The 17,268-nt window shown below is 70.6% G+C and carries 12 protein-coding genes; 5 read left to right on the top strand and 7 right to left on the bottom strand.

Annotated elements, in window-relative coordinates:
* Window positions 1-61 precede the first annotated feature (61 nt).
* The gene (locus ACIBHY_RS07195) at window positions 62-412 is read right to left on the bottom strand and encodes an endonuclease/exonuclease/phosphatase family protein (protein WP_397259357.1); all 351 of its coding nucleotides are present in this window, start codon (window positions 410-412) and stop codon (window positions 62-64) included.
* A gap of 275 nt (window positions 413-687) precedes the next feature.
* Between ACIBHY_RS07195 and ACIBHY_RS07190 the strand changes: the two genes are divergently transcribed.
* Window positions 688-948, top strand: a complete 261-nt coding sequence (locus ACIBHY_RS07190; protein WP_397259355.1) for a hypothetical protein — start codon at window positions 688-690, stop codon at window positions 946-948.
* 575 nt (window positions 949-1,523) lie between these two features.
* On the opposite strand, the gene ACIBHY_RS07185 is transcribed toward ACIBHY_RS07190, so the two are convergent.
* Together ACIBHY_RS07185 and ACIBHY_RS07180 are read right to left on the bottom strand one after the other, a co-directional pair.
* Window positions 1,524-3,056, bottom strand: a complete 1,533-nt coding sequence (locus ACIBHY_RS07185) for a phenylacetate--CoA ligase family protein (protein WP_397306199.1) — start codon at window positions 3,054-3,056, stop codon at window positions 1,524-1,526.
* 201 nt (window positions 3,057-3,257) lie between these two features.
* Window positions 3,258-6,641: a phosphodiester glycosidase family protein gene (locus tag ACIBHY_RS07180; protein WP_397306198.1), complete on the bottom strand. Its 3,384-nt coding sequence runs from the start codon at window positions 6,639-6,641 to the stop codon at window positions 3,258-3,260.
* 104 nt (window positions 6,642-6,745) lie between these two features.
* On the opposite strand from ACIBHY_RS07180, the gene ACIBHY_RS07175 reads away from it, so the two are divergent.
* A complete protein-coding gene (locus ACIBHY_RS07175) occupies window positions 6,746-7,927 on the top strand; it encodes a cytochrome P450 (protein ID WP_397306197.1) in 1,182 nt (393 codons plus the stop codon).
* Here ACIBHY_RS07175 and ACIBHY_RS07170 read toward each other — a convergent pair whose 3' ends face one another.
* Together ACIBHY_RS07170 and ACIBHY_RS07165 are read right to left on the bottom strand one after the other, a co-directional pair.
* Entirely contained in the window at window positions 7,928-9,745 is a 1,818-nt protein-coding gene (locus ACIBHY_RS07170; RefSeq protein ID WP_397306196.1) for a PQQ-dependent sugar dehydrogenase, read from the bottom strand.
* Between the two features lie 111 nt (window positions 9,746-9,856).
* Entirely contained in the window at window positions 9,857-12,745 is a 2,889-nt protein-coding gene (locus tag ACIBHY_RS07165) for a YbhB/YbcL family Raf kinase inhibitor-like protein (RefSeq protein ID WP_397306195.1), read from the bottom strand.
* A gap of 179 nt (window positions 12,746-12,924) precedes the next feature.
* Between ACIBHY_RS07165 and ACIBHY_RS07160 the strand changes: the two genes are divergently transcribed.
* A complete protein-coding gene (locus ACIBHY_RS07160) occupies window positions 12,925-13,590 on the top strand; it encodes a hypothetical protein (protein ID WP_397259343.1) in 666 nt (221 codons plus the stop codon).
* A gap of 341 nt (window positions 13,591-13,931) precedes the next feature.
* Window positions 13,932-14,654 (top strand): VIT1/CCC1 transporter family protein, encoded by a 723-nt coding sequence (locus tag ACIBHY_RS07155; protein ID WP_397259341.1) that lies wholly within the window; start codon window positions 13,932-13,934, stop codon window positions 14,652-14,654.
* 181 nt (window positions 14,655-14,835) lie between these two features.
* On the opposite strand, the gene ACIBHY_RS07150 is transcribed toward ACIBHY_RS07155, so the two are convergent.
* Window positions 14,836-16,089, bottom strand: coding sequence for an MFS transporter (locus ACIBHY_RS07150; protein ID WP_397306194.1), 1,254 nt, complete (start codon window positions 16,087-16,089; stop codon window positions 14,836-14,838).
* On the opposite strand from ACIBHY_RS07150, the gene ACIBHY_RS07145 reads away from it, so the two are divergent.
* Entirely contained in the window at window positions 16,088-16,690 is a 603-nt protein-coding gene (locus ACIBHY_RS07145) for an ArsR/SmtB family transcription factor (protein WP_397259337.1), read from the top strand. The genes ACIBHY_RS07150 and ACIBHY_RS07145 overlap by 2 nt on opposite strands.
* Here the strand turns inward: ACIBHY_RS07145 and ACIBHY_RS07140 are convergent.
* Window positions 16,680-17,267 carry a DUF1989 domain-containing protein gene (locus ACIBHY_RS07140; protein ID WP_397259335.1) on the bottom strand — a complete coding sequence of 196 codons (588 nt, stop codon included), beginning with the start codon at window positions 17,265-17,267 and terminating at the stop codon, window positions 16,680-16,682. The two genes, ACIBHY_RS07145 and ACIBHY_RS07140, sit on opposite strands and share 11 nt — an antisense overlap.
* Window position 17,268: the final 1 nt, after the last annotated feature.

Raw genomic sequence — 17,268 nt, 5'->3', positions numbered from 1 at the left:
GCGGGCTCTTCCTCACGGCTGCGTGAACGGCCGGCGTACCCCTCACTCGGAGGGCTCATCCTCACGGCCTGAGGTCCGCCCAGAAGGCATCGTGATCGCTCCATGGGCCCATCGAGACCGTCCCGGTGGCACCGGTGGCGAGGAAGCCCCAGCCGCCGTTGCGGGTGAACACGTGCTGCCGGTTGCCGTCGCTCTTGCGAGTGAAGCCGGGTACGTTACGCATGCAGTTTTTGAGTTTCCGCTGCTCATCGTCGTTGTCCCACCTGAGGTTCATGTCGCCTGAGATGATCAGCGGCCCCCGGGAGGCCCAGGTGTTGGCCGTCTGCAGCAGTTGCGTGCACTGCTTCTCGCTCGTGACGAACCCGAGGTGGGTACCGCACACCGTGAAACTCCGCATCTTGCGGCAGCCCATGATGCGCAGGCGAGGGCCATGTCCGGTCGCGGGGCGCAGAGCCGTCGGCCGGACACCCACAACACACCCTGCCGAGACGAACGGCAGAACTGCTATGACGCGGGTCTTTCAAGCACGCGTGAAAGACGTCGAGCCGGCCAGGTGACGTTTCCTAGCGTGGACCGTGAACGCTTCATTGATCAGCGCTTGATCGATCAGCTCCACAACACCGACCCCCGTGTTCGTGGCCGAGCGGCGCACCATCTACGTGATTCATCGAGCCCGAGGAGAAGATCATGCAACCGCACCTGGTGAAGTACTTGGCCGCGCTCCTGACCGGCCTCAGCCTGACCCTGGCCCCCGCGCTTCCCGCCTCGGCGCAGGGCAACGACACGAGCTCCGCACAAGCCGTGATCTCCGAGGAGTACGTGGGATGGTTCTCCACCCGGCAGAACTGCTCGGCGGTGGGCCAGGACTACGTCCGCCATAACGGGGCGAGCGGGTATTCCTGCAGGCCGCGCGCCAACGGATACGACCTGTGGGTGTCCTACAACTGACCCTGCATCCGCAAGCTGCACGCGCACACTGACCGACCGCCTATCAAAGGCGGTGCGAGTTGGAGACAGAATTCGCTGACCATCCACCATGCCATGGTCGGGGCGAACGGCCAGTAGACGTACTTCCCGGCGCGCGAGCTGTTCGCCAACTCGACCGTCGTATATCCCGTGCACCGATCCTTCCCTGGATCAATGACCGTGGTCAATGACCGCATCCAGGTCAAGGATTTCGGCACCACGTACTGCGGCGGCACGAACGGGAATCTGCACGCGTTCGCCAGACCCTGATTTCCCAAGAGCTCCTGCGAGGAATTCAGCGGCCCCCAGGTGTCGGGCGGAGGCGTTCCTGGGGGGAGTCTAAGGGCGTCATGTTGGGTCTGGCCGGTCATGCTAATGGTCCGGATAACCGTGGTACTGGAAGCGTAGCCGTACAACGCGAAGACGCCCCGCCTTTCCCCGCCGAAGCGGGAGAAGGACGGGGCACCGTGTTTCGACACAACGGCAGCAATTGCTGGACGGCCGGCGACCCGGCCACCCGGGGCAGCGCTTCTGGGGTGCCATCCAGGTCGACAAGCTCAGACGAGGTAGACGTTCTTCATCTTGGTGAAGCCGGCGAAGGGGCCTTCGCCGGGTTCGAAGAGTTTTACGCGGAGGTCGGCCGCGGTCGGGTCCTCCTTGAGGGATTCGGCGAAGTCGCGGGAGACGTGGCTCAGGTGGGCGACGACGCCCTTGCGGCAGATGTCGGTCAGCGCCTCGTGGTCGGTGGTGGCGTCCTCGCGGAGTTCGATGTTGATGACGGGGCGGTATTCCAGGCCGGGTAGTTCTTCCAGTGACAGGCAGAAGCGGGCGATCGAGGCCGCGTAGGGGTTGCCTTGGTAGAGGCCGTATTCGACGTCCTGCGGGTACAGGTTGGCGCCCATGTAGGAGATGGTCGAGTCCTTGCGGCCGAACAGGAACAGCAGCGGCAGGTTCATGCGCTCGTCGGTCCACATGCCCGCGTAGTCGGCGCCGAGGGCGCGCTTGACCTCGGGGAGCGTTCTCAGCAGGGCCTCGTCGCCCACGTTGTAGCGGAGTTTGGGCTGCAGGCAGCTCTTGGTGTTGATCGTGCACAGGAGTTCGCCGGAGTCGTTGACCTCCAGGAACGTCTCCAGCGGGTTGTAGTGGAAGATCATGGGGAGGCGTTGCTCGTCCGGGCCCAGCAGGGTCTCGCGCAGGTGGCGGTCGGTGGCCAGGCGTTTGCGGAGCCGTACCGTGAAGCCGGTCTCCGCGCCCATCCCGATCGTGAGGTCGCTGGCGCCGTAACCCGAGCGGACCTCTTCGAAGCGCTCCTCCAGGTAGTCGCGCAGCGCCTCGGTCATGCCCTCGCCGCCGACCATGCCGCGGATGCGGTAGTCCGTCCAGGGGAAGCCGTCCGCGTCCAGGCGGTCGCGCAGGTGCTTCAGGAACGGCGGGTACGCCGCCACCACGTAGTCGTAGCCGGGGCCGAAGTGTTCGAGGGTGTCGGCGATCTTCTCCAGGTCGGGGCCGGTGTTCTTCACCATGGCGATGCGGGCCATCGCGGTGCCCGTGGTGGTGCCGGTGGCCCAGGCGCCCATCGAGTACGCGTTGATCACGAACAGGCGGCGGCCGGGGAAGACCAGCTCGATGTAGCCGGCGGCGTTGCGGTAGATGCCCTTCAGCTCGCGCGGGCCGCGCACCCAGTTGTACGGCTTGCCGCTCGAACCCGATGACTCGTCCACGATCACGCCCGGCCGGTGCAGGCGGCCCTCCTGGCAGCGGCTGCGCTCGTCGTAGGCGCCGGCGTAGTTCTGCTTGGTGGTCTCGGGGAAGTCGGCCAGGCGCCTGGCCTGCCCGGCCCCGCGTTCGCGCAGGAAGTCGCGGTAGGCGGGCACGTCCACGGCGGCGAACTGGCAGGCCACGCGGGCGTGCCGGGCGGCCAGCCGGTCGAGCGCGGGATGGTAGGAGCGGGCCACGAACTTCCACACCGCCGGGTGCATGGCGCCGAGCCGGTAGGCGCCGGTCAGCAGCCACGAGTAGGCCTGGAGCCGGGCTCTGCGCCAGTGCTGGCGGGGGGTGAGCGGTCCCAGACGCGGACTCAGTCGGGTCATGGCCGGTTAACCTAGCGAATCGCGATTGATGATCGCTTGATACGCACTGTCACGAAACAGCGGAGAACGCCCGGCGGCCGCGGCCGCCGGGCGTTCTTGTCGCCGTCGAGAACGGGGTCGGGGTCAGAGATCAGGGGTCAGAGATCAGGGGTCAGAGGCCGGGATCGGGGTCGGGGTCAGAGGTCGAGATCAGGTCAGGGGTCAGGCGGCGGCTCTGGCGGTCAGGGCGATCGTGGCCTCGCGCTTGACGCCGTTGACCGTCACGGCCACCACGATCGAGCCTTCCCGCAGCGCGGTCAGGGTGCCGGTCGCGGGGTCGAGCACGGCCTTGTGCCACGGCCGGACGCCGGAGCGGGCGCCGACGTGCAGCGCGGGCGAGCCGCTCCACGACGCCGAGACCGGGTAGGCCACGGGCACCTGGCGCGCGCCCTGCTTGACGGCCGCGGTGACCGCCGCCGGTCGGCCCACGGCCACGGTGGCGGGCGCGGTCAGCGTGAGCTCGTCGACGTGCGGGCGTACCTGGGTCCCGATCCACGCGGGCGCGTCCACGAACCAGTTGCGCCGCACGTGCTCGGCCTCGCGCGGGGTGACGGGGTCGACGCCCCACAGCGACCAGCCGGTGAAGCCGCCGTCGTCGGGCGCGGTGGCCGGGTTCTTGCCGGAGTTTCCGTTGATGAAGTACGGCACCGCGTCCACCCGGGAGGCGTGGAAGGTCCCGACGTGGGCCCCGATGTAGGCGGCGCCCTTGCCGGTCTCGCGCTGGAAGTCGGCCAGCCACTGTTCCACGAGCGCCGCTTCCTTGCGGTCGCCGAGCTGGCTGCCCTTGCCCGGCGTGGGGTCGCGCGGCGGCACGTGGAACAGCACCGCCACCGACCCGATCGCCGGGTCCTTCGCGGCGGCGTCGAGCCGCTCGCGCAGCAGGGCGACCTGGTCGAACCCGCCGCCGCGCACGTTCAGCCGCGAGGTGTCGAGGGTGACGAACCGGGTGCCCTTGTGGTCGAAGCTGCGGTAGGTGTCGCCGAAGACCGCCCGGAAGTTGTCGATCTTGCCGCCCATCACCTCATGGTTGCCCGGGATGTACTGATATTTCAGCTCCCCGCCCAACTCCTCATCGAGGATCTTCTTGGCCAGCGCGAAGTCCGCCGGCGACGCCTCGTCCACGAGGTCGCCGTTGATCAGCAGGAAGTCCGGCTTCGCCGCCTTGATCTCCCGCAGCGTACGGCGGGCGTTGCGCACGATGTCGCTGTCCGGGTCGCGCGCCACGAACTGGGCATCCGACATGACCGCGAACCGCCAAGGCATCGCCTCGACCGACGCCTTCACCACCGGATCGGCGATCTTCTCCGCCGGCGGCGCCTGCACCGGCGGCGGCACCTTGGCCACGAGCCCGTCGATGAGGATCTCGTTGGTGTACGAGGCGTCCGCCTTCGTCTCGGCCACGTAGAACCGGCGCAGCTTGAGCGGGTAGGACACCCCGGGCGGCACCTGGAACTCCACGTACTTCCACCCGGTCCAGGTCAGGTACGGCCCGCGCAGGATCTGCGACTGCCCCTGGGCGTCGTAGAACTCCAGTGAGGGCCACTCCCCCTTGCCCGTGGAGTTGATCCAGAGCCCGAACGCCTGCGGCTGGCCGGGCACCACGATCTGCTGCGGCGGGCTGGCGTACGCCGCCCGGGTGGCCGTCGACTGGGTGAAGTCGTAGGCCAGCTTGAGCCCGCCGCCGCTCTGGCCGGGCGCGGCCGACAGCGAGCCGGTGGCCCGTGCGGCGGCGAAGGCCCAGGAGCCGGCGTCGTCGAAGGTCGCGACGCTCTGCTCCTCGGTGCCCACGGTCACGGGCACGGCGGTGGTGATGCGGCCGACCTTGGCGGTGATGAGCCCGGCGCCCTTGTCCTGCTTGGCCTTCACGGTGAAGAAGCCGTTGGGGCTGGGCGTGACCTCGAACAGCGCGCGATCGTAGCCGAGCGACAGGTCGCCCGGCTCGATGGGCGCGGAGTTGCCGTTGCGGTCGTAGCCGACGAGGCCGAACGTGCCGGTGGCCTGCGCGGCTGCCAGGCCGACCCGGTCGGTGGTGGCGCCGAGGCGGGCCAGCGGCTGGAGCACGGTCAGCTCCAGCGTGCCCTTGGCGTCGCCGCGGGCCGCGGTGACGGTGGTCTGGCCGGGGACGAGGGCGCGGAAGACGCCCTTGTGGTCGACGACTCCGTGCACGGCCGGCTTGGAGCGCCAGCTCGGGGTGCCGGTGGCGGGGCCGTACGTCTCATCGAAACCGGCGGCGCTCAGCCGCCGCGAGAGCCCGGGGAAGACGCGGTCGGGGCGGCCACCGGCGACGGGGCCGACTCCGGGCGCCTTGGCGGGGTCGCTCGCGGTCTCCAGCCAGAAACCCTTGAGCCTGCCGCTGCCCTCGGGGGCGTAGAGGGCCAGGCCGTTGGGGACGGGGCGCTCGCCGCCGTCGGAGGGGCTGTTCTCGACCTGGGGCTCGGCGGCGCCGGGCTCGCGGGCGAGCATCGTGGAGGAGCCGCCGCCGTCGAGGTTGAGCGCGTTGTGGGCGCCGAGCTCGATCATCATGGCGGCCAGCTCGTTCAGCGTGACGCCGCGGCTGTCGGCCTGGCGGCCGTCGACGGTGAGCAGGTACATCTTCCTGCCGTCGGCGGAGAAGCCGACCGCGGTGCGGGGGTGCGCCGCCTGGTCGGTGGAGTTCTGGACGGCCCCGTCCTTGACCAGGACGTAGTTGCCGCCGATGGCGGTCTCGACCTGGCCGCCGTCGGAGGGCTTGGGCTGGTACCGAACGTCGATCTTGTCGCCGGGCTTGAGCGCGGCGAGGGCGTCGGCCCCGGCGTCCCTGCCGAGCAGGATCGTGGTGCCGGCCGGGATCGGGCCGCCGCCTGCGGTGGTGCGGACCTCGGTGACGGCGCCGCCGGTGAGGACGACCTCGGTGACCTTGGCCGCGCCCTCGACCGCGCGGGCCCGCGGGTGGCTGCCCCACAGCGGGGTGAACAGGCCCACGCCGTCGTTCTGGATGAGCTGGTTGAACTGGGTGAGGGCGATCGGGCTGCCGGAGCTCGCGCCCTGCGGGGTGGCGCTGCCCTCGAAGTACATCTTGAGCACGCGGCCGACGCCCTCGCCGGTCAGGGCGACCGCGTTGTTCCAGCCGCTGGTGGGCGACTGGACGAGCGTGCCCTTCTGGACGCCAATGCCGAGCGCGGCGCCCGAGCGGTTGATGTCGAAGAAGTCGCCGTTGACCGCCGCGACCGCGCGGGCGCGCTTGGCGGGGCCGGACAGCGGCTCGGTCTTGGAGACCTCGCCCGAGTTCAGGTAGCCGGCCTTGACGCCGCCGGACAGGTCCGCCGACAGCGCGTCGGCGCGCAGCCAGCCGGCCGCGTCGTAGCGGTCGAAGGCGGTGAAGGTGATGCCGGGCGCCACCGGCCGGGTCTTCTTGGCCGTCTCCAGGTGCTTCGGGGCGGGGGCCGCGAGGAGGGTGGAGGCGGGCGGGTAGGACGACGCGGGGGGCGCGTCCTCGATGGGGGCTTGGGGATCGAGCGCCGCTGTTAACACCAAGGCCGCGGCGGCCACGACATTGAGGGTGATCACGCCCCGAACTCAATCGCTCGCGGATATAACTTTCAAGACCCAGGGGTGAACTAAAAGAAAATTTCATCGTCCGAGATGGGGAGGTCTGGGCGAAGATGGGGCCTGTGGATCTCCAGGCCTTGTACCGCGACCCGTTCCCCACCTACGAAGCCGCCCGGCGCGAACCGGGTCTCACCTTCGTCCCCGAGCTGCAGGCATGGCTGGTCTCCCGGTACGAGGACGTGCGCGAGGTGCTCGGCCGCCCCGAGGACTTCTCCTCCGAGGGCGCGCTCCGGCCCGACCACCTGCCGCGCCGCGCCGCGCTGAGCGAGCTGGTCAAGGGCTTCGGTGGGCGGCCCGCGGTGCTGAGCAGAGACGGCGAGGAGCACCGCCGCCTGCGCAAGCCGCTGGCGCGCGGCCTGTCGCCCGCGCGGGTCGCCACCGCCGCGCCGTTCATCGCCCGCCGCGCCGCCGAGCTCGTCGCCGCCTTCGCCGCCGACGGCCGCGTGGAGTGGATGTCGGCGTACGCGCGGCCGCTCGCCGCCGACGTCATCGGCCACCTCATGGGCCTCGACCCCGCCGACGTACGCCCGGCCGTCGAAGCCGGGAACCGGGCCGAGGACCTGCTGTTCCAGCCCATGACCGACGACGAGCAGGCCGCGGCGGCCCGCGACATCGTCCGGCTCCAGCACCTGCTCGACGACTACGCCCGCGCCCGCAGGAAGGAGCCGCGCGACGATCTGACGACCGAGATGGTGCGGGCGCTGGCCCCCGGCACCGCCCTGCTGACCACCGAGGAACGCAACGAGATCGTCTCCAACCTGCAGAACCTCCTGCTGGCCGGGCACCTGACCACGACCGCGCTGATCGGCTCCGCCGTACACCATCTGCTGCGGGACCGCGCGCAGTGGGAGACGTTGTGCGCGCGCCCGGAGCTCATCCCGGCCGCGATCGAGGAGACCGCCCGCTTCGAGGCGCCCGTGCAGGGCTTCCGTCGTACGGTCACCCGCCCGCTCACCTTCGCCGGCACCGAGCTGACGGCCGGAGACGCGGTCTTCGTCTCCTACGGCTCCGCGGGCCGCGACGGCGCCGGAGGGTTCGACATCACCCGGCCGCCCGCCCGCCACCTCGGCTTCGGCCACGGCGTGCACGGCTGCCCAGGCTCGCAGCTGGCCCGCGAGCAGCTGCGGATCACGCTGGAGGAGCTGATCCGCAGGCTGCCGGGGATCCGGCTGGAGAGCCCCGAGGTCACGATGGCGCCGACGTTGATCCACCGCGCCCCGGAGGCGCTCCATCTGGTCTGGTGATCAGCGGGTGCCGGTCACCTTCCAGATCTTGCCGTTGGCCTTGGACAGCACGAACAGGTCTCCCGCGCGGTCCATGCCGAAGCGCAGGTCCACGCGGGAGGTGCCGGCCAGGGTCTGCATGGTGACCTGGTTGCCGGCGGCGTTGTAGATCTTGAGCTGGTGCAGCGGCGCGAGGTCGGTGCCGCCGCGGGTCATCTCGGTCTCGCTGGTCGCGAAGATCCAGCCCTGCACGAGGTCGCCGAACAGGTACCTGCCCTGAAGGGCGGGCAGCGCGGCGCCGCGGTAGACGAAGCCGCCGGCGATGGCCCGGCCGAGGTCGCCGGTGCAGCCGGGCGGGCCGTTGTGGTCGTAGGCGGCGACCGGGTAGGTGTAGCCGAACCGGCTGTCGTCGGCGGGCAGCGGGTAGAGGTAGCAGGGCTCGTTCCGGTCGAAGCGGAAGGCGCCCTCGCGCTCGCTCCAGCCGAAGTTGTCGCCCGCCCGCACGTCGTAGACGGCCTCGATGTCGTGCTCGCCGATGTGCCCGAGGAACATCCGGCCGCTGCCGCCGCGGTCCCAGCTGAAGCGGTGCGGGTCGCGCATGCCCAGGGCGTAGATCTCGCCGAGTGTGCCCGGCCGGCCGGCGAACGGGTTGCCGGGCGGGATGCCGTACCGGCCGTTGGCGCTGTCGCTCCCGCGCGGGTCGATGCGCAGGATCTTGCCGAACGGCTGGTTGCGGGCCTGCGGCACGGTGCCGCTCGTGCCCCTGCCGCCGTCGCCGGCGGCCACGTAGAGCAGGCCGTGGTCGGGGCTGCCCGGCGCGGCGTTGGGGTTGAAGTCGATCTGCTGGATCCCGTGGATGTAGGTGCCGAAGCCGAGGCGGAGCAGTTGCCTGCGGGTGCCGCTGAAGACGGGCGCCGCGGGGTCGCTCGCGGTCCACTCCGTGACCACGCTCTGCACGACCGCGCCGGACTGCGTCCAGTCGGCGCGCTGGGTGCTCAGCGCCTGGAACGCCTCGCTGTGCGCGGTGTAGAAGCGGCCGTTGGCCGCGAAGTCCGGATGGAAGGCGACGAAGCCGAACCCGCTGCCCAGTCCGCGGCCGGAGAAGAAGTCACCGCCCACCGCGGCCCTGAGGTCGAGGTACACGCCGGGTGCGCCGCCGCCCGCGGGCAGGGTGTAGAGCCTGCCGTTGAGGTCGGGGACGTACCTGCGGCCGTCGGCGAGCTGGCCCAGGTGGTTGATCCGGGCATGGCGGCGCAGTCGGGAGTCGGTGGGCGAGGGCACGGGGTCGGTCTTGGGGAACTGGGCGTACTCGGTGAGGACCAGGCCGAGGCCGGACTGGATGGGGTTCTGCGGGATCGGGTCGGCGATGGGGCCGGTGCCGCCCCCGTCCTGCGCGCCCTCGGTCAGGGCGTCGACATTGGGCAGGCCCGCCGCGGTGGTGGCGGTGAGACGGACGCTGTTGGCGCCCTGGGCGAGGCCGGCGGCGACGGTCTCGTTGTTCCACGTCGTCCACGCGCCGGTGCCCTCGAACCGCAAGGTCTCGATGGCGGATCCGTTGATCGTGAGCGTGGCCGGACGGGCGGCAGTCGTTCCGTTGGCGTACCTGAAGGCCAGGTTGGTGTCACCGGTGCCGTTCACCGTGAACTCCACGTACGCGCCCGCCGCGTTGGCGCTGTTGACGAAACCGGTGCCGGAGAAACCCGCGTGGTTGCTCTCCACCACGCCGTTGCCGATGGCCGCGCTCTCGGCCTCGTAGACGACCGAGGCCGCGGATGCCGTCTGGCCAGGCCAGACGAGCATGCCGGCCACTAAGATCATGACCAGCGTCGTTCTGTGCATGGGGACCCTTTCCCGCGAAAGATGGGATCTCTTATGTGAGATCGCTTCCCACTCCTCCGATGTTTCGAGGGGCCGGAGGCGAGTGCCTCCGGCCCCTCCTTGTCGCTCAGGTCAGCGGGTGGACGCGTTCGAGTTGCCCGCCAGCTTGGTCGAAGCCAGGTCACGGGCCAGGATCGCGGTCTCCACCGCCGCCACCGACGAGCCGGAGGTCACGCCCGGCAGCGTCGCGGTGTCCAGCGCGTAGAGCGTGAACTCGTACGTGTGGGTCGAGCCGCCGGGACAGGGCCCGAAGTACTGCAGCGACTTGTTGCCGCTGCTCATCGCCTTCTGCTTGGCCGGAGCCTGGTTCGGCACCTCGAACCCGAGCCCGAGTCCCTCCGGCAGCGACGACTTGGCGGCGGGGATGTCCCAGATCGCCCAGTGCTTGCCGCCGTTGGCCGTGTCGATGAAGGTGATCGCGTAGCTCTGCGTGCCGGCCGGCGAACCGGACCAGGCCAGCTGCGGCGAGATGTCGTTGCCCGACACCCCGTCCTGCGCGCAGGTGAACCGCGCCGGGATGGTGCCGTTGTTCGCGAAGGCCGTACTGGTCAGCGCGAACGGCGGGCCGGCGAACTTCAGCCTGACGATGTCGTTGTCGATGGTGCTGGGGGTGCCCCCGTTCTTGTCGTTGTTGGTCGAGGTCAGCCAGAGGCCGCCGTCGGGGGTCTTGACCACGGTGCGCAGCCGGCCCCAGTTGCCGTTGAAGAAGGCGCGCGGGGTGTCGGTCGTGTTGCCGGTGATCTTCATGACCCACAGGCGCGAGCCGCGCACGGCCGCCATGTAGATCCAGTCGTTGACGATCTCCAATCCGCTCGGGGAGGCGCTGGAGACGCTCCACGTCCTGACCGGGTTGACGTACCGGCTGTCGCCGCAGGTGCCCTCACAGGTCGGCCAGCCGTAGTTCTTGCCCGCCTGGATGATGTTGAGCTCGTCCCAGGTGCCGTCGCCGAACTCCGACTCCCACAGCCTGCCCTGGGAGTCCCAGGCGATGCCCTGCGGGTTGCGGTGGCCGAGGCTGTAGACGCGCGGGGCGTTCGGGAACGGGTTGCCGGGAGCGCCGGCGCCGGTCGGCGTGACCCTGAGGATCTTGCCGTTGAGCGAGTTGAGGTCCTGCGCCCTGCTGCTCGTCTGGGCGTCGCCGGTGGTGATGTAGAGCATCCCGTCCGGGCCGAACTTGATCCGGCCGCCGTTGTGGAACTTGGCCTTGCTGATGCCGGTCACGACCGGCTCGCGGGCGCCGATGGCGTTGTTCTCGTACGTGAAGCGCACGACCCGGTTGTCTCCGGACGCGGTGTGGTAGGCGTAGACGTAGCGGTCGGTGGCGAAGTTCGGCGACAGCGCGAGCCCGAGCAGGCCGCCCTCGCCGACGGTGCCGACCGCCTCGGTGATCTTGCCGACCACGGTCTTCTGGCCGGTGGCCGTGACCCGCACGATCTCGAACCGGTCGCGCTCGGCGACCAGCGCGCTGCCGTCGGGCAGGAAGGCGATGCCCCACGGCAGGTCGAGCTGGGTGACGTCACGGTCGAAGACCGGGTCGCCGCCGGTCGCCTGCGTCGAGGTCCTGACGTTCAGCGCGGGGCTCTTGGCCGAGATGTTGCCGTTGGCGTCGAAGGCCTCGACCTGGAAGGAGTACTGCGTGTTCTGCGTGAGCCCGTCCGCGGTGGCGGTCAGGTCGGGCACGGTCGCGAACTTCGTGCCGTCGCGGTAGACGTGGTAGCCGGTGACCTCGACGTTGTCGGTCGAGGCGGCCCAGGCCAGCGTGATGCTGGTGGCGGCCACGTTGGTGGCGCGCAGGTTGCCCGGCACCGTCGGCGCCTGGTGGTCGTCGCTCGGCGGGGTGGTGAAGGGGACGTTGTTGCTGGCGGGCGAGCCGTTCCCGGCCGCGTCGTAGGCCAGCACGCTCAGCACGTAGCCGGTGTTCGGCGTCAGGCCGGTGACCGTGGCCGTGGTCTGGTTGCCGCCCACGGTTTTGATCACGTTGCCGCCGTTGTAGATGACGTAGCTGGAGACGCCCACGTTGTCGGTGGAGGCGTCCCAGGCCAGGTCCACGGCGCTCGGGCGGACCTCGCCGACGACGCGCAGGTTGCCCGGCGCGGTCGGCGGTTCCGGGTCGGGCGGCACGGTGGTGCTGATCCGGTCGAGGTTCGGCCCGCCGTTCACGGTGGTGGCGGTGGCCCTGATCTTGTTGGCGCCCGCGATGAGCGAGGCGGTCACGGACTTCTCCACCCACGTGGTCCAGGCCCCGGTGCCGGGGAAGCTCACGTTCTGGGCGGCGCCGCCGTTGGCGGTGATGGCCATGGCCCGGTCGGCGGTGGTGCCGTTGGCGAAGCGGAACTTCACCTCGTAGTTGCCCGCGGTGGGCGCGTTGACCGTGAACTCCACGTGGGAGCCGACGACGTTGTCGTAGTTGACGAAGCCCGTGCCGGTGAACCCGGCGTGGTTCGACTCCACCACGCCCTGGACGATCGTGGCGTCCTCGGCCTGCAGGTCGGAGCTGGGCGCGGCCACCTCGACGTCGACGTAGTCCAGGTTGGGGTTGCCGTTGGCCGTGGTGGAGGTGATCCGGATCTTGTTGGCGCCCGCGCTCACGGGTGCGGTGAGCGTGGAGGTCGCCCACGTGGACCACGCGCCGGTGCCGTTGAACGCGCGGGCCGCGGAGACCACGGTGCCGTTCACGGCGACGTCGGCGGCCCGGTTGACGGCGGTGCCGTTGGCGTAGCGGATGGCGATCTCGGCCTGGCCCGCGGCCGCGGCGGTGACGGTGAACTCGGTGTAGCTTCCGGCCACGTTGTCGCCGTTGACGAACCCGGCACCGGAGTGGCCCGCGTGGTTGGATTCCACGAGGCCCTGAGAGATGGTGGCGTTCTCCGCTTCGTGGCGGGTCGGCGCGGCCGAGGCAGGCACGGCCGCCACCACGCTCATCAGTAACGCCACCACAAGCGCGCCGGCTAACACGCGCATGGATCCTCCTCGATGGGGGGTGATAGTTAGGAAAACTTCCTAACTCGTATTGATGGGATCACTCCCCACCATCACTGTCAAGCGAGTTGACTCCGTTGCCAAGACCTCCCACCACTGGCATCTCGCGCGACAGGAGCGCAGACTGGAAAGACAGGCGAACGTGGAGTAGTGGAGCATCCGTGGACAACCACCTCGACCACATGCCGGTTCTGTCGCGAGGCAGGCACCGCAATCCGAAACGCGGCGCGTGCTTCATGGAACTGGCTTCCTACCTGGCAGGAGAGCGCTGGAGCGACCATCCGGCCTGCACGCACCCGCTGCTGGCCGCGCTCGCCCGGCTCGTCAACGACAACACCGGCGACGAGAACCGCAACGGCCTCGCCGAACTCGTCCCGTCCATCATCGGGCTGTCCAGCGACGACCTGCGGGTCGACGCCACGATCGCCCTGCGCTGCGCGACCACCGCCCTGCCCGTGGCCGCCGCGGAACGCCAGCTCGCGCTGGCCGTCTCCGTGCTGGCCGCCGAGGAGATGCTCGCCCGGCTCGACGGGCGGCCGGCCGGTCAGCTGTCGGCCGCGAGCCGGCGGGCCATGGACCAGGTCCCGCAGACGGCGCGCGAGGCACGCAGGTTCAGCCGGGCGGCGCGGATCACCGAAAAGGGCTTCCGCCGGTACGCGGCGCCGAACGCGGTGCAGTTGTCGGTGGTGGGGATCGTGCAGGCGTGCATCCCCCATCCCGACCAGGTGCTGCGAACGTTGCTGGAGTCGGCCATAGCGGACTGCCGCCGCCTCATCCCCACCCCCACCCCCGGCCCCCACCTCCACGCCATCCCCGCCCCGGCCTGACCCACCCCCACGCCCCCGGGCCCGCCCCTCGGCGGCCCCGGGCCCGCTCGACGCGCCTTCGCCCTCATCGCCGTATCGCGCGATGGGGGCGAGCTCGCTTCCGGGCCAGGCAGCCCCGTGACCGCCTCTCCGCGCCCCGAAAGTCCTGCGGGTTGCACCCGGCGTCGCGGGCTCGCGGTCTTCCCCTTCCGTGCGCCGGGTGTGCCGGTTTTCGGGAAGATGTTCGCGTCATGGTGGCACCATCAGGTCTTCCCGCAGGTCAGGCTAGCCTCCCCTTCGTTGCGGATCTTCCTGAAATATGCCTAGGTTTGGCGACAAGGTGTCATCATGTGGAGGAAATCATGACTGTCGAGCTGGCCGCGCCGTACTCACCAGAGAGACATCGTCACCACCGCGATGTCACCGGCGGGTGGTTGCGACCGGCGGTGTTCGGGGCGATGGACGGGCTGGTGTCCAACTTCGCGCTGATCGCCGGAGTGGTCGGCGCGGCGGGGGCCGGGCGTGGGGCGGTGCTGGCCGGGTTCGCGGGCCTGGTCGCGGGGGCGTGCTCGATGGCGGCGGGCGAGTACACGTCGGTGAAGTCCCAGACCGAGCTGATGCGTGCCGAGATCGCCGTGGAGCGCCGTGAGCTGGCCCGCGACCCGGAAGGCGAGCAGGCCGAGCTCGCCGCCCTCTACCGTGCCCGCGGCCTCGCACCCGATCTGGCCGCCAAGGTGGCCGCCGGGCTGTCGGTCAACCCGGAGCAGGCCCTGCGCGTCCATGTTCGTGAGGAACTCGGCGTGGATCCTGACGATCTTCCCTCGCCGTACCTGGCCGCGGCCTCGTCGTTCGGCGCGTTCGCGGTGGGGGCGCTGGTGCCGTTGGCGCCGTTCCTGTTCGGGGCTTCCGGAATGGTGGTGGCGGTGGTGCTGAGCCTGCTGGGGTTGTTCGGGTTCGGGGCGGTGGTGGCGCGGATGACGGCCCGGCCGTGGTGGCTGGGCGGCCTGCGCCAGCTCGCCCTGGGCGTCGCGGCCGCATCGGTCACGTTCGGCCTCGGACATCTGCTCGGCGTCACGGTCTCCTAGCCGGTACTGCTCCCGCCCAGCTCCCCCGGGGCATGGTGACCCCCATGCACCGTGTCCCGGGGATCACCATCACGGGCTCCGGGCAGCGTGGCGGGCCCCCGGGCGCCCGTGCCGCCCCTGGGCACGTGGGCGGCGCGGTCATGGCCGGGGCGGTGAGGCCGGGGGCCGCGCCGCGGGGTGGTCACTCGGTCATGGCCGGGGTGCGGCGGAGAGTCGGGGAGAGGGTGGCCACGGCGCAGCAGACGGCGAGGTAGCCGCAGATCACGAGGATGGCCGTGACGGGCCCGGCGTACTGCGTGAGGACTCCCCCGAGCAGCGGGGCCAGCGGCGTGACGCCCATGGTGGCGACGTTGAGCAGCGACTGGACGCGGCCCTGCATGTGGTCGGGGACAGATCTGGCGACCTCGACCACCAGCGCGATGTTCAGCGCCGGCGCGACCAGGCCGGTGACGAACAGGACGCTCGCGGGCCAGTACCAGCCGAGCGGCAGCACCATCAACGGCAGGGCGACCGTGAGGAACCAGCACCCGGCCAGCATGAGCGCGCCGGTGGGCAGCGACTTGATGAGGCGGCCGGAGATCGCGGCACCGATCAGGCCGCCGACGCCCAGGGCTGCCATGACGACGCCGACCTGTTCCGGGGCACCGACCAGGACGATCAGCGGGATCGTGGTCGCGTTGAACGCCAGGTTGACCGCCAGGACGAGGCCGCAGACGGCGCGCAGCAGGCGGCGCTCCCACATCCAGCGGACGGCTTCGGCGATCCCCTGGTACATGCTCTGGCGCGGGGCCTGCTCCTCCGGCCGCCGGGGTACGCGCACGAGCGCCACGCAGACGAAGGAGACCACGTAGGTGAGCGCGTCGACGACGAAGGGCAACGCCCGCCCGACGGCGAACAGGAGGCCGCCGAGCGGGGGCCCGGCCAGTTCGGCGGCGTGCTGGCGGGTCTGTTCCTGGGCGTAGGCGCCGGGCAGCTGCTCCTTGTGCACCAGGGTCCGCAGGGAGGCGGCGTGGGCGGGTTCGAAGATCGCGCCGGCGGCGCCGTTCACGATGGCCACCGCCACCAGGTGCGGCAGGACCAGGCTGTCGCTCACGGCGGCCAGCGCGACGCTCGCCATCGTGGCGGCGCGGACGAGGTCGGCGCCCAGCAGGACGCGGCGCCGGTCCCAGCGGTCCACGAGCACGCCGGCGGGCAGCGCGAAGAGCATCCCGCTCGCCAGGCTGACCGCGCTGATCAGCCCGGCCTGGCCCGGTGAGCCGGTCAGCGCCAGGACCAGCAGGGGGTAGGCCAGCAGGGTGAGGGTCGAGCCCAGTCCCGAGGCGGCCGAGCCCAGCCAGAACAGCTGGAAGCGGAGGTTCTTTCTCAACGGCTGCACAGTCGACGACAATAGTTGTACAAGAATCCTTGTACAACCTTTCCAGTAGGGTGACGGCATGGAACAGGCTCGCCGCCACCTAGGTCCCAAGGACGCCGGCACGCTCAAGGCGCTCAGCCACCCCCTGCGGATGCGGCTGCTCTTGCTGGTGCACGAGGCGGGCCCGGCCACGGTCGGCATGCTCGCCGAGCGGCTCACCCAGCCCGTGGGCGTCGTCAGCTACCACATGCGCCAGCTCGCGCTGCACGGGCTGGTGACGGAGGTGCCCGAGCTGGCGCGCGATCGGCGCGAGCGCTGGTGGCGCCTGGTGCCGACCGAGAGCGTGTCGATGACGCCCTCGGAGTTCGCCGACGACCCGGTCGGCCGCGTCGCCTCGCGGGCCACGATGCTCCAGCTCATCGACGCCACGGCCGAGCGGATGCGGGAGTGGGTGAACGGCATGCACACCTGGCCCCCCGAGTGGCAGGACGCCTCGACCCTCGCCCGCAAGGGCCCGATGCGGCTGACCGCGCGGGAGCTGAGCCGCTTCGACGAAGAACTCGACGACCTGGTGATGCGCTACCAGTCGCTGGGCGAGAACGCCGGGGACGATCCGGCCGAGCGCCGTCCGATCGTCTTCTTCTGCTACACCGAGCCGATCGGCCCGCCGATCAGCGAGTGACCCGTACGGCCAGCGGCGTGCAGACGTAGTCGTTGGTCGGCCAGTTGTCCACCGAGCACGAGGTGAGCACGAACCACAGGTCCCGCAGCGCGCGGAAGGTGACGCTGTCTCCCGCCTTCGAGGCCGCCGTGCCGACGGGCAGGGAGCCGTCGGGCCGCGGCGGGGAGTTCTGGAAGAGGTTGACCGGATCGGGCACGACCGGCAGCGACAGGCCCGCCGCCGACACCGCGCCCAGGAAGTTGTCGTGGCAGTTGGGGTGCCCGAACAGCCCCTCGGCCTCGTACAACGGGGCGTTGCACGGCGGGTAGAGCATGTCGTGCGGGCCCGGCGAGGTGTCGGCGACCAGTTCGAGCATGGGCTCGCCGGCCTGGTCTCTGAACGCCTCGCCGGTCTTCGGGAACAGGCGCTCCAGCCGGTCGCGGGTGTGGGCCGTGGACAGCCAGCGGTGTGGAGCGGCGCCGTCGACGGCCCACATGTCACCGACCTGACGGCCTTCCAGGTCGACGACCTCGATCAGGCTGCCGCGCGCCACCTCAAGCGCCCGGCCGGTCTGGGGTTCAATGATCACGTTTTCCATG

It is taken from the genome of Nonomuraea sp. NPDC050547, assembly GCF_044457345.1.
GTDB lineage: Bacteria > Actinomycetota > Actinomycetes > Streptosporangiales > Streptosporangiaceae > Nonomuraea.
Note: the sequence above shows the minus strand (reverse complement) of the source record. Positions and strands in the feature narration are given on the sequence as shown.

Coding starts and splice junctions, on each gene's coding strand:
- ACIBHY_RS07195 (WP_397259357.1), bottom strand. CDS start 412: ATGGGCTGCCGCAAGATGCGGAGTTTCACGGTGTGCGGTACCCACCTC.
- ACIBHY_RS07150 (WP_397306194.1), bottom strand. CDS start 16,089: ATGCCGTCACCCTACTGGAAAGGTTGTACAAGGATTCTTGTACAACTA.
- ACIBHY_RS07155 (WP_397259341.1), top strand. CDS start 13,932: ATGACTGTCGAGCTGGCCGCGCCGTACTCACCAGAGAGACATCGTCAC.
- ACIBHY_RS07190 (WP_397259355.1), top strand. CDS start 688: ATGCAACCGCACCTGGTGAAGTACTTGGCCGCGCTCCTGACCGGCCTC.
- ACIBHY_RS07165 (WP_397306195.1), bottom strand. CDS start 12,745: ATGCGCGTGTTAGCCGGCGCGCTTGTGGTGGCGTTACTGATGAGCGTG.
- ACIBHY_RS07170 (WP_397306196.1), bottom strand. CDS start 9,745: ATGCACAGAACGACGCTGGTCATGATCTTAGTGGCCGGCATGCTCGTC.
- ACIBHY_RS07140 (WP_397259335.1), bottom strand. CDS start 17,267: ATGGAAAACGTGATCATTGAACCCCAGACCGGCCGGGCGCTTGAGGTG.
- ACIBHY_RS07185 (WP_397306199.1), bottom strand. CDS start 3,056: ATGACCCGACTGAGTCCGCGTCTGGGACCGCTCACCCCCCGCCAGCAC.
- ACIBHY_RS07145 (WP_397259337.1), top strand. CDS start 16,088: ATGGAACAGGCTCGCCGCCACCTAGGTCCCAAGGACGCCGGCACGCTC.